Origin of the sequence: Roseibium sp., assembly GCF_965233565.1 — a bacterium.
Taxonomy (GTDB): domain Bacteria; phylum Pseudomonadota; class Alphaproteobacteria; order Rhizobiales; family Stappiaceae; genus Roseibium.
In genome coordinates, this window is record NZ_OZ247494.1 from 3,672,680 (window position 1) to 3,684,847 (window position 12,168).

The 12,168-nt window shown below is 60.0% G+C and carries 11 protein-coding genes; all 11 read left to right on the forward strand.

The features are described 5' to 3' along the window. Positions 1 to 13 precede the first annotated feature (13 nt). Positions 14 to 1,480 carry a tRNA (N6-isopentenyl adenosine(37)-C2)-methylthiotransferase MiaB gene (gene miaB, locus ACO6TG_RS16925; RefSeq protein WP_422374268.1) on the forward strand — a complete coding sequence of 489 codons (1,467 nt, stop codon included), beginning with the start codon at positions 14 to 16 and terminating at the stop codon, positions 1,478 to 1,480. An 88-nt stretch (positions 1,481 to 1,568) separates the two neighbouring features. Then, positions 1,569 to 2,630: a PhoH family protein gene (locus ACO6TG_RS16930; RefSeq protein ID WP_422374269.1), complete on the forward strand. Its 1,062-nt coding sequence runs from the start codon at positions 1,569 to 1,571 to the stop codon at positions 2,628 to 2,630. Positions 2,631 to 2,645: 15 nt separating this feature from the next. Continuing rightward, positions 2,646 to 3,158 carry an rRNA maturation RNase YbeY gene (ybeY, locus tag ACO6TG_RS16935; RefSeq protein WP_422374270.1) on the forward strand — a complete coding sequence of 171 codons (513 nt, stop codon included), beginning with the start codon at positions 2,646 to 2,648 and terminating at the stop codon, positions 3,156 to 3,158. A 35-nt stretch (positions 3,159 to 3,193) separates the two neighbouring features. Next, on the forward strand, positions 3,194 to 4,393 hold the full coding sequence (locus ACO6TG_RS16940; RefSeq protein ID WP_422374271.1) for a CBS domain-containing protein: 1,200 nt from the start codon (positions 3,194 to 3,196) through the stop codon (positions 4,391 to 4,393). Between the two features lie 105 nt (positions 4,394 to 4,498). Beyond that, the gene (lnt, locus tag ACO6TG_RS16945) at positions 4,499 to 6,112 is read left to right on the forward strand and encodes an apolipoprotein N-acyltransferase (protein WP_422374272.1); all 1,614 of its coding nucleotides are present in this window, start codon (positions 4,499 to 4,501) and stop codon (positions 6,110 to 6,112) included. Positions 6,113 to 6,301: 189 nt separating this feature from the next. Then, positions 6,302 to 6,706: a helix-turn-helix domain-containing protein gene (locus tag ACO6TG_RS16950; protein WP_422374273.1), complete on the forward strand. Its 405-nt coding sequence runs from the start codon at positions 6,302 to 6,304 to the stop codon at positions 6,704 to 6,706. Positions 6,707 to 6,819: 113 nt separating this feature from the next. Continuing rightward, positions 6,820 to 7,992 carry a methionine adenosyltransferase gene (gene metK, locus ACO6TG_RS16955; RefSeq protein ID WP_422374274.1) on the forward strand — a complete coding sequence of 391 codons (1,173 nt, stop codon included), beginning with the start codon at positions 6,820 to 6,822 and terminating at the stop codon, positions 7,990 to 7,992. 95 nt (positions 7,993 to 8,087) lie between these two features. Next, positions 8,088 to 8,774 carry a tRNA (guanine(46)-N(7))-methyltransferase TrmB gene (gene trmB / locus ACO6TG_RS16960; protein WP_422374275.1) on the forward strand — a complete coding sequence of 229 codons (687 nt, stop codon included), beginning with the start codon at positions 8,088 to 8,090 and terminating at the stop codon, positions 8,772 to 8,774. A gap of 288 nt (positions 8,775 to 9,062) precedes the next feature. Beyond that, a complete protein-coding gene (gene rimP, locus ACO6TG_RS16965) occupies positions 9,063 to 9,656 on the forward strand; it encodes a ribosome maturation factor RimP (RefSeq protein ID WP_422374276.1) in 594 nt (197 codons plus the stop codon). Positions 9,657 to 9,731: 75 nt separating this feature from the next. Then, positions 9,732 to 11,384 carry a transcription termination factor NusA gene (gene nusA / locus ACO6TG_RS16970; RefSeq protein ID WP_422374277.1) on the forward strand — a complete coding sequence of 551 codons (1,653 nt, stop codon included), beginning with the start codon at positions 9,732 to 9,734 and terminating at the stop codon, positions 11,382 to 11,384. Positions 11,385 to 11,514: 130 nt separating this feature from the next. After that, positions 11,515 to 12,150: an RNA-binding protein gene (locus ACO6TG_RS16975; protein WP_422374278.1), complete on the forward strand. Its 636-nt coding sequence runs from the start codon at positions 11,515 to 11,517 to the stop codon at positions 12,148 to 12,150. Positions 12,151 to 12,168 lie beyond the last annotated feature (18 nt).

Sequence of the window (12,168 nt, forward strand, 5' to 3'; positions counted from 1 at the left end):
CCATGAGGAGCGAATGACAAGCCGCCCGGAAGACCAAATTGCCGTGACCCCATCTGCCGAGACGCCTGAGGCCACGGGCAACCAGCGCAAGGTGTTCGTGCGCACCTATGGCTGCCAGATGAATGTCTATGACAGCGAGCGCATGACCGATGTACTGGCGCCGGAAGGGTTCGAGACCACCGAGGACCTGGAAGACGCGGATCTGGTTATTCTGAACACCTGTCACATTCGTGAAAAGGCTGCCGAAAAGGTCTATTCGGAGCTTGGCCGGATCCGCAAGGTGAAGGAAGAGCGGGCGAAATCAGGCAAGGACATGATGGTTGGCGTGGCCGGCTGCGTGGCCCAGGCCGAGGGCGAGGAGATTTCCCGCCGGGCACCGATCGTCGACATGGTCGTCGGCCCGCAAAGCTATCACCAGCTGCCGTCGCTTCTGGAAAAGGCACGCCAGGGCAAGAAGGTCGTCGAGACCGAGTTCGACATCGACGCCAAATTCGATCATCTGTCGGAGCGTACCGAAAAGCCGGCAATGAAGCGGGCGCCGTCCGCGTTCCTGACGGTTCAGGAAGGCTGCGACAAGTTCTGCACCTTCTGCGTTGTGCCCTATACGCGCGGTGCGGAAGTGTCCCGCTCTGTTCAGCAGATCGTCGAAGAAGCCGAACGCATGGCGGCGGCAGGCGTGCGCGAAGTTACGCTGCTTGGTCAGAACGTCAACGCCTATCACGGCGAGGCTGCGGATGGGGCGACCTGGGGGCTTGGCAGGCTGTTGCGCCGTCTTGCGGACATCGACGGTCTGGACCGGCTGCGCTACACCACGAGCCATCCGCGCGACATGGACGACGATCTCATAGCCGCCCATGCGGAGCTGAAAAGCCTGATGCCCTATCTGCACCTGCCGGTGCAGTCGGGATCGGACAAGATCCTGAAGGCCATGAATCGTCGCCATACCCGTGACGATTATTTCCGCCTGCTCGACCGCATTCGCGCCGCTGCCCCGGACCTTGCCCTCTCCGGCGATTTCATTGTCGGTTTCCCGGGCGAAACGGACCAGGATTTCGAAGACACGATGGATCTGATCCGCCGCGTGGAATACGGCTCCGCCTTCTCCTTCAAGTACAGTCAGCGCCCGGGCACCCCCGGCGCGACCATGGAGGACCAGGTGCCGGAAGACGTGAAATCCGCCCGTCTTGCGGAGCTGCAGGCGCTTGTCAGCGCACAGCAGAAGGCGTTCAACGCGTCGCGCCTTGGCATGGTCTGCGATGTCCTTCTGGAAAAGACAGGTCGCAATCCGGGTCAGCTGGTCGGTAAATCGCCCTGGTTGCAGCCCGTCCAGCTGGACGCGCCGGAAAGCCTGATCGGTACCATACAAGCGGTGGAAATCGTTGACATCGGGTCCAATTCGCTGTTCGGACGGCTGAATGCGGGGCAAGATACTATCGACACGGCCGGAGCCGCGGCGGCTCTCGAAAGCCAGGCCGGTTGAGTACAGGAGACGTCATTTGACGCGCGACAGCCAATCTTCTTCCCGCAAGCCTTCGGATCAATCTCCTGCGGCCAATTCGGCCACCGACATGACACATATCGTCCTTGCCTTTGAAGACAACCGGCTGATTGGTGACCTGTTCGGTCAGTTCGATCAGAACCTGGCACTGATTGAGCAGCGCCTGGGGGTCGACGCCATAGCGCGTGGCAACCAGGTCACGCTGAAAGGGTCCCAGGCCGGCTGCGCCCAGGCGCGGACCGCGCTGGAGGGGCTTTATCAGCGTCTTCTGCAAGGGCATGAAATTCACCCGGGCGACGTGGACGGCGCCCTGCGCATGGCCGCCGCCGCCGAGGCGCAGCTGCCGTTGCCGACGCTCGAGCCGAAGTCCCGGCTGGCCTTCGCCCAGATCGCAACGCGCCGCAAGACGATTGTTGCGCGCACGCCGACCCAGGACGCCTATATCCGGGCAATGGACCGGGCGGATCTCATTTTCGGCACCGGACCTGCCGGTACCGGTAAGACCTTCCTGGCTGTGGCCTATGCCGCAGCGCTTCTGGAACGCGGCGACGTTGCGCGGCTGATCCTGTCGCGACCGGCGGTGGAAGCCGGTGAGCGCCTAGGCTTTTTGCCGGGTGAAATGAAGGACAAGGTCGATCCGTATCTGAGGCCGATTTATGACGCGCTTTACGAGATGATGCCGGCGGAAAAGGTCGATCGGGGCCTGCAGTCCGGCATGATCGAGGTCGCGCCGCTCGCCTTCATGCGTGGCCGGACACTGTCAAATGCGGTCGTTCTGCTTGATGAGGCACAGAACACCACCTCTATGCAGATGAAGATGTTCCTGACCCGCCTTGGTGAAGGATCGAAGATGATCGTCACCGGCGATCCGAGCCAGATCGACCTGCCGTCCGGCCAGAAATCCGGTCTGCGGGAAGCGCTTGGTCTGTTGACCGACATTCAGGACGTGTCTCACATCCGTTTCACGGAGACGGATGTTGTCCGTCACGAACTGGTCGGCCGGATCGTCACCGCCTATGACAATGCCTCGCGTGAAGAGGCTGTCGCCCGGGAGCGGCGGTTCAACGAACGCCAGCGCAATGCGGACCTGGAAGAGGCTTCGCCTCGCGGCCGCGAAAGAGCGGTTTCGTAACAGGGGTCGGAGACCATGCCTGACATCCTGCCGGACGGGTTCCAGATCGATCTGTCGATCGAGGCCGGAGACTGGGACGAAGCTGTTCTGATGGTGCTGTCGGAGCGCACCGTCTCGGCGGCCTTTTCGGCCGCCGACCTGAAGGTTCTGGAGAACACCGAAGTCTCGTTGCTGTTTACCGACGATGCTTCGATCAGGAAGCTGAATGCGCAGTGGCGCGACAAGGACAAGCCGACAAATGTTCTCTCCTTTCCAGGGTCCGACCCGGACGGAGATGTTTATGGTCCGCTTTTGGGGGACATCGTTTTTGCCTATGAAACCGTTGTCCGCGAAGCAGAGGATATGGGAATTGATTTCTCCGATCACCTTTCCCATTTGATTGTTCATGGATTGCTTCATCTTTTTGACTATGATCATCAGGAGAATGATGAAGCAGAACTGATGGAAAGCCTTGAGAAAGCCATATTGGCCTCTATAGGCATAGAGGACCCTTATGCGGACCGGCCTCTTGTGGCGGACGAGCATTAAGTGGCATGATTGAACGAGACGTTCTTGATTGATGGATGATGAGCGCAGTTGAACCGCAAAGTCCGGCAAGTGGCGAAAAGGCCGCTGAACCCGGACAATCCCAGGACGGGGAAGACCCGCAACAGATGAAGCCGCAGCGATCTGCGGCGTTTCTGAACCAGCTCAAACGTGTGCTGCGCTTGGGGCGACAATCGTCGAGCCTGCGCGAAAATCTCGAGGACGAACTCGCCCGCGAAGGCGGCGATGCCGCGTTTTCTCCTGAAGAACGCATGTTGCTAGGGAACATTCTGAGACTTCGTGAACTCAGGGTGGATGACGTCATGATCCCGCGGGCCGACATTGATGCGGTCGATCTGGACACCAGTCTCAGCCGGGTGATGGAGCTCTTTCAAAAAAGCGGTCATTCCCGCATGCCGGTCTATGAGGAAACTCTGGACGACCCGCGTGGTATGGTTCACATCAAGGACTTGATGGCTTTCATTGCCGAAAGAGGTGCGTCCCGCCGGCCTGCAACTGCTGTGGAAAACGCGGCCGATGCAACCGAATTGCAACCAGGCTCTCACAACGGCACGGCCCGTAACGGTCACAACCAGCCGGATCTGGATCTGTCCTGTGTTGACCTGTCGGTGACGCTGGAGGAGACCGACCTGGTCAGAAATCTGCTGTTCGTGCCCCCATCGATGCCGGCAACCGATCTGATGACCAAGATGAAGGCCGACCGGATCCAGATGGCGCTTGTAATCGACGAATATGGCGGCACGGACGGATTGGTATCTCTGGAAGACCTTGTCGAGGAAGTCGTCGGTGACATTGAAGACGAACATGACGAAGACGAGGAAGCCATGCTCGTCGCAGACGGGGAAGGGGTCTGGATCGCCGATCCGCGCCTGCCGTTGGAAGATCTCGACACGGTGCTCGGCACGCGCCTGACAGGCGGCGAAATTTCGGAAGATGTCGATACGTTGGGCGGTTTGCTTTATGTCTCGGTCGGTCGTGTGCCGGTTCGCGGCGAGTTGCTGTTCGTCCCGGAAGAGGTCCCTGGTTTCGAGTTTGAAGTCCTGGATGCAGACCCGAGGCGCATCAAGCGTCTCAAGATCCGGCGCCGTCGCACCGAAGTGCGGCCGCAGGAACTGCGCAGGCGGACAAAACGGCCGGAGCCGGCGGCGCAGGACGATGCAAAGCAAGACCCGGAAGCGCCCTCAGCCAAGGTCGCAGCATCAGGCGGGACCGGTTGAGCAGCGCCACCTTGGCGGATAGCGAAACAATTTTGATCTTGACCGTGCCGGTGCGAGCCGACAAATCTCCTGTCCGCAAATGATCGGGAACGGGAAAGCTCACATATGCACTGGTTGTCACACCGCCTGTCGGCCCTGCCTAACACCTTCCTGTTGGCCTGGGGGTGGCAACGCAGGGGACTGAGTGTGCTTTGCGGTGCTCTGGCGGCTCTGGCCCTGCCGCCGGTCGAGGCTTCCTTTGTGCTGTTGCTGAGTTTCCCTGGCCTTGTCTGGTTGCTGGATGGTGCCCTTGAACCGGGCGCCACCAGGCTTGGCAAGCTGCGTCGCGGGTTTGCCATCGGCTGGCTTTTCGGCTTTGGATATTTTCTGGCCGGCCTGTGGTGGATTGGTGCCGCCTTCCTCGTCGAGGCGGATCGGTTTGCCTGGCTGATGCCGTTTGCTGTCCTGGCCATGCCCCTGGGTCTTGCCCTTTTCACCGGTATCGGCACCGCGCTTGCCGCCCTGTTCTGGTCGGACAGGTTCCGGCGGGTCCTGCTGCTGGCGTCCTGCCTGATGCTTGCGGACTGGGTGCGTGGCCATGTCCTGACCGGTTTTCCCTGGAACAGCTTCGGTTATGGGATTGCAGGCTCTGAGGCGCTGTCACAAAGCGCCAGTCTTGTCGGTCTTTATGGTCTCAGTTTTCTGACCGTCGCAATTGCCTCGACCCCTGCCCTTCTTGCCGATGTCAGGCCATTGCACCAACGCCTGAAGGCGGTCGTCAGCGCCGTCCTCGTGCTGTGTGCGATGGCTGTCTTTGGCACGGTGCGGCTTTGGCAGCCTGCTCCGCCGGCAACCGACCTTGACATTCGCATCGTTCAGCCGGCCATCGCCCAGGAGGACAAGTGGCGGCCGGACTTGCGGGATGAGATTTTTCAGACGTTGCTGGACATGTCGGAGGCCCCCCTGGGTGGAGAGGCGCGTGTCGGCCAGAAGCGATTGATCGTCTGGCCGGAATCGGCGGTGCCCTTCCTGCTGACTCAGGAGCCGGGTGCGCTGTTTCGCATCGGCAAGGCGCTCGGCAGTTCTTCAGAGCTTGTCACGGGGGCCGTGCGCAGCGAACCCGGTGCGGTGGGAACGTCCTATTACAACAGCGTCTATGTTCTGGGCAGCGACGGTACGGTTCGGGGAATATACGACAAGGTGCGCCTGGTTCCTTTCGGGGAATACGTCCCCTTTAAACCTCTGCTGGAAACGCTCGGGATTACAAATCTTGCGGGTCCTCTGGATGGGTTTGAGGCTGGTTATCAGTCGCGTGTGCTGAGCACCTCTGAAAGTTTTAGTTTTCTACCCATGATCTGTTACGAGGCGATTTTTCCGGGCTTGCCAGGTATCGCCGGAGAGGAGCCATCCTTTCTTCTGAACGTCACCAACGATGCCTGGTTTGGGCAAACACCGGGTCCGTACCAGCATTTCAGTCAGGCCCGCCTGAGGGCCATCGAAACCGGATTGCCGTTGATCAGGGCCGCAAACACGGGCATTTCCGCGATTATTGACGGCCGGGGCTCCGTTGTGGCGCGCCTTGGTGTTTTTGAAACGGGACTGATCGACGGCCGACTTCCGCAGAGGTTAGGCAATACTCTCTACAGCATTACAGGCGATCTGCCTGTGCTGATTGTTTCGATCATCCTTGTAGTATTTGCCAGTATTGAGCGATACAACCGCGATTCGCGCAAAAATTGAGTTTTTTTATTTGAGTTGAGTGAAGGAAGTGTGATACAACCGTGAAATAGCCGATTGAAGGTTATCACGTGTACAAGTGAAGGGTTGCGGGCGCACTTCGATTTCCTGAGCCTGTGGGAGATTTCAGGGGAGCTTGTACTAACAAAAACGAGCGGACTTTCGCCGCCACAAAAAGAAAGAGCGACGCAGATGCCCAGTAAAAAGTCACCGAATCCAATTGACATTCACGTCGGCAGCCGCGTTCGGTTGCGGCGCATGATGCTCGGCATGAGTCAGGAAAAGCTCGGCGAAGCCCCGGGCATCACCTTCCAGCAGATCCAGAAATACGAAAAAGGCACCAACCGCATCGGTGCCAGCCGGTTGCAGCACATCGCGACGATCCTCAAGGTGCCGGTCTCCTTCTTTTTCGAAGACGCGCCGGGAACGCCAGAAGAAGCGGAAGGATTTGGCGAAACCCAGCCGACGTCTTACGTCGTCGACTTCCTTTCCTCCTCCGAGGGCCTGTCCCTCAACAAGGCCTTTGTGCGCATTGAAGACCCCAAGGTCCGTCGCCGTATCGTCGACCTTGTGCGCTCTCTGGCCGGAGACGAGTGATAAAAAACGCGTCCCAAGCTTGACGTGGCGAATAACTTCTAAGATTGATGCACCAGAAGCGGCGATGTCATTCGCCGCTTCTGTCATATTCATTCCCAGAAGGACGATCGCCAATGGCACGTCAGAATTACCTGTTCACATCCGAGTCTGTTTCCGAAGGACACCCGGATAAAGTTTGCGACCGCATCTCCGATGCTGTTGTTGATGCTTATCTTCGCGAGATGCCGGAAGCGCGTGTTGCCTGTGAAACACTGGCAACCACCAACCGCATCGTCATCGCCGGCGAAACCCGCGGCCCGGCCAATATTACAAATGAATATCTCGCCCATCTTGCCCGTATGGCCATCAAGGACATCGGTTATGAGCAGGACGGGTTCCATTGGGAGAACTGCGATATCGCGGTTCACCTGCACGCCCAGTCCGCTCACATCGCGCAGGGTGTGGATGCCGGTGGCAACAAGGATGAAGGTGCTGGCGACCAGGGCATCATGTTCGGTTATGCCTGCCGCGAAACCGAAGAGCTGATGCCGGCTCCGATTCTCTATTCTCACAAGATTCTGCGCCTGCTCGCCGAAGCCCGCAAATCCGGCAAGGAGCCGGTGCTTGGCCCTGACGCGAAAAGCCAGGTCACCGTCCGCTATGAGGACGGCAAGCCGGTCGCGGCGACATCGATCGTGCTGTCGACCCAGCACCTTGATCCGGCGCTGACCTCCGAAGATGTTCGCAAGATCGTCGCGCCCTACATCACCGACGCACTGCCGGACGGCTGGATCAACGACGAGACCGTGTGGCACGTCAACCCGACCGGCGCCTTTGTCATCGGTGGCCCGGACGGCGATGCCGGCCTGACCGGCCGCAAGATCATCGTCGACACCTATGGCGGTGCTGCGCCCCATGGCGGCGGTGCCTTCTCCGGCAAGGACCCGACCAAGGTGGACCGCTCTGCAGCCTATGCTGCACGCTATCTTGCGAAAAATGTCGTTGCTGCGGATCTTGCCGACCGCTGCACCATCCAGCTCAGCTACGCGATTGGCGTTTCCGACCCGCTGTCGGTCTATGTCGACCTGCACGGCACGGGCCGCTGCGACGAAGCCAAGCTGGAAGCAGCGCTGCGCGACGTCATGGGCCTGAGCCCGCGCGGCATCCGCGAGCACCTGAAGCTCAACAATCCGATCTATGAGCGCACGGCTGCCTATGGCCACTTCGGCCGAGAGCCGGATGCCGACGGTGGTTTCACCTGGGAAAAGATCGACCTGGTTGACGAGCTGCGCCCGCTTGCGGGATAAGCTCGGCTTCAGAACGCTGTTCCCGTAAAAGTCAGATCGTCGGCTCAGCGCCGGCGATCTTTTGTTTTGAACTAGATTGAGCGGAAATGCTCTAGATGACTGACCGTTACGAAGGTTCCTTTTTCGGCCGCCGCAAGGGCAAGCCGCTCAGCCCGCGCCGCGAAGCGCTGATGGAAACAGAATTGCCGCGTCTCGGCCTGGACCTGACTGTTCCCGCGCCGGCGGATCTCAAAGACCTGTTCGAGGCCGAGGTCGAGACCGTTTGCCTGGAAGTCGGCTTTGGTGGCGGCGAGCATCTGCTGCACCGGGCAAGAACCTCTCCCAAGGTCGGGTTCATCGGCATCGAGCCTTTTGTCGGCAGCATGGCCAAGGCGGTGACGGCCGTCGTCGAGGAAGGTCTCACGAATGTGCGCCTTTACGACGATGACGCTGTCAACGTGCTCGACTGGCTGCCCGGGGCAAGCCTCGATCTCGCCTATCAGCTCTATCCGGATCCCTGGCCCAAGAAACGTCACTGGAAGCGGCGGTTCATCAACGAGCAGAACCTCGACCGCTACGCCCGGGCGATCAGGCCGGGGTGTGAATTCCGGTTCGCCAGCGACATCGACACCTATATTGACTGGACGCTGCGCCATTGCCGTGCGCATGCCGCGTTCGAATGGATGGCGGAAACGGCTTCGGACTGGAAGACGCCCTGGGAAGGGTGGCCTGGCACAAGGTATGAAGCCAAGGCCTTCCGGGAAGGGCGTATCGGCCGTTATCTGACGTTCAGGCGGGTCTGATCCCGTCAGTCTGGCAGCGGTTGCCAATCCTTTCCCGGCGCGAACGCATATCTTTTTTCGGGAATTCGGCACGGGCTCTTGCGTTTTTGACCGCTTTGGCGTTATACAGCCGGTGTTTCACCTCATACGGCTTACCAAGCAGTTGAGAGTGGGCCCGCCGGGGACCCGCTCTTTTTTGTTTAGGGCATGGCCGGAAACAAACAACCTCGAGCAGGATTGCCCTATGTAAATCGTTGATCAGGCACATCTGATGCTCAAAGCCGGCAACGGCTGAACCAGGAGCCAAGTGTGAGCGCACACGAACCGAGAATTGTGACGGAACAGGGCCTTGACGCCCGTGTTGCCGCGATTGTGGAGCCGGTCATCGAGGACCTCGGCTACCGGCTTGTGCGTACGAAGATCAGCGCGGCAAACGGCTGCACGCTGCAGATCATGGCAGAACGTCCCGATGGCACCATGACCGTCGAGGACTGTGAAACGATTTCCCGGGCGGTCTCTCCGGCGCTTGACGTTGAGGATCCGATCAACCGGGCGTATCATCTGGAAGTTTCCTCTCCCGGGATTGACCGGCCGCTGGTGCGCGCCGGCGACTTCAACCGTTGGTCAGGCCACGAGCTGAAGGTCGAGATGACCGTTATGCAGGATGGCCGCAAGCGGTTCCGGGGTACCTTGCTTGGCGCGGAAGACGGCGCGGCGAAACTGCGCCTGCCGGATGTCAAGGAAGGTGAGGACGACACCGTCGACCTGCCACTTCACGATATAGGCGAAGCCAGGCTGGTACTGACGGACGATTTGATAACAGCAGCTCTTCAGGCGGAAAAGGCGGCACTGGCCGCGCGCGAAAGCGGAGACGAGCTGCTGCAGGACAACAAGCCCAACTGAGCTCTTTGCTCGGCGGCAAAGGAAGAAACGCGCCACGAACGACTGACGTGACCCTTGGCGCAAGAGGAGTGGAATATGGCAATCAGCGCGAACCGGCTGGAACTGCTGCAAATCGCTGACGCGGTCGCACGCGAGAAATCGATCGACCGGATGATCGTCATCAACGCGATGGAAGACGCGATCCAGAAAGCGGCCCGCTCCCGCTACGGCACGGAGACCGAGGTTCGGGCCGAGATCAATCCGAAAACCGGCGAGATCCGGCTGCAGCGCCTCTTGCAGGTTGTCGAACACGTTGAAAACATCTCGACCGAGATTTCCCTCACCGACGCGCAGACGCGCAATCCGGAGGCCGGTCTCGGCGACTTCATCGCGGAACCGCTGCCGCCGCTCGATTTTGGCCGTATTGCAGCCCAGTCTGCCAAGCAGGTCATCGTGCAGAAGGTGCGCGAAGCCGAGCGTGATCGCCAGTACGAAGAATTCAAGGATCGCGTTGGCGAAGTCATCAACGGTGTCGTCAAGCGCGCCGAATACGGCAATGTCATTGTCGATCTCGGCCGCGGCGAAGGCATCGTGCGCCGGGACGAACTGATCCCGCGCGAAATCTTCCGCACCGGTGACCGTATCCGTGCCTTCATCTATGACGTGCGCCGCGAACAGCGCGGTCCGCAGATCTTTCTGTCGCGAACGCATCCGCAGTTCATGGCCAAGCTCTTTGCCCAGGAAGTTCCAGAAATCTATGACGGCGTCATCGAGATCAAGTCTGTTGCCCGCGATCCAGGGTCCCGCGCAAAGATTGCCGTGATTTCCAAGGACAGCTCCATCGATCCGGTCGGTGCCTGTGTCGGCATGCGCGGCAGCCGCGTCCAGGCTGTTGTCGGCGAGCTGCAGGGCGAGAAGATCGACATCATTCCGTGGAATGACGAAGCGGCGACCTTCATCGTCAACGCATTGCAGCCGGCCGAGGTTGCCAAGGTGGTTCTCGACGAGGATGCTGAGCGTATTGAAGTCGTTGTTCCGGACGACCAGTTGTCGCTTGCGATCGGCCGCCGTGGCCAGAATGTGCGTCTGGCGTCTCAGCTGACTGGCTGGGCCATCGACATCATGACCGAGCAGGAGGAATCCGAGCGTCGTCAGAAGGAATTCCTGGACCGTTCGCAGCTGTTCATGGAAGCGCTCAACGTCGACGAGATGGTCGGTCAGCTTCTGGCGACCGAGGGCTTCACCTCTGTCGAGGAAGTCGCCTATGTCGAGATCGAGGAAATCTCGATGATCGAGGGCTTCGACGACGACACCGCTGTCGAGATCCAGGCCCGCGCCCGCGACTACCTGAGCGAACTGGAAGCGAAGCTCGACGAGGAACGCATCGAACTTGGCGTCTCCGACGATCTTCGCTCGATTGACGGGCTGACCACGGCTATGCTTGTGGCGCTTGGCAAGGACGACATCAAGTCGATGGAAGACCTGGCTGGCTGTGCAGCGGACGACCTTGTCGGCTGGACCGAGCGCAAGGACGGCGAGACCAAACGCTTTGAAGGGGCCCTGTCGGATTTCGACATGTCCCGTGCCGAGGCGGAAAACGTGGTGATGGCCGCGCGTCTGGCCGCCGGCTGGATCACGGAAGAAGAACTTGCCGCTCAGGCGGCCGAGCTGGAAGGCGACGAGGACGACGTTGAGGTCGTAGAAGTTGTCGAGGAAGACGCGCCGGCTGGTGCGATCCTGAACGGATAAGTAAGACGTGCAGGCCCGTGGGCGCCAACTTCCGCACTCGCGGAAAAAGTAGCTCCGGCAAGTGCGTTAGGCCAATACCGCAGCCGTCCTGCATAAATCAGGGCGGCCGGTGGTCCGAAGGAGTGGCAGCGTGCCGAGGAAGAACGAGCCGACCGAACGGCAATGTGCCGTGACGAGGGAGGTTCAACCCGTCAGCTCGCTGATCCGGTTTGTGCTTGACCCTGAAGGTCAGGTGGTTCCGGATCTGAAGCGGGTGCTTCCGGGGCGCGGTGTCTGGGTGACGGCTGCGAAAGATGTCGTGGTCGTGGCCGAGAAAGACCGGAAGAAGGTGTTCGGCAGAGGGTTTAAGACAGAAGCCCATGTCGAGCCTGGACTGGCGGAGCGGGTCGATGCGCTCATGGAACGATCTGCGCTTCAGGCGCTCTCCATGACGCGAAAGGCCGGTGAACTGGTCACCGGTCACGCGAAGGTTGAAGCGGCTCTGCGGCGGGACACCGTCGCCGGGCTGATCCATGCCTCGGACGCTGCAGAGGACGGGGTAAGGAAGCTGGCAGCTGTCGTTGCCGGCACAGAGGAACTGGCAAACGGATGCCAAATCGTCCGTTTGTTCGATTCGGACCAATTGGATTTGGCATTGGGCCGGTCAAATGTGATACATGCTGCACTGCTTGCGGGGCAGGCCAGCGAAAACTTTCTGTCACGGGTGCGTGACCTGGAGCGTTTTCGAGGGCTATCCGGAGCACACGGCGACAAAGGCAACGCCTGACAAGGTGGTTGCGCAGGA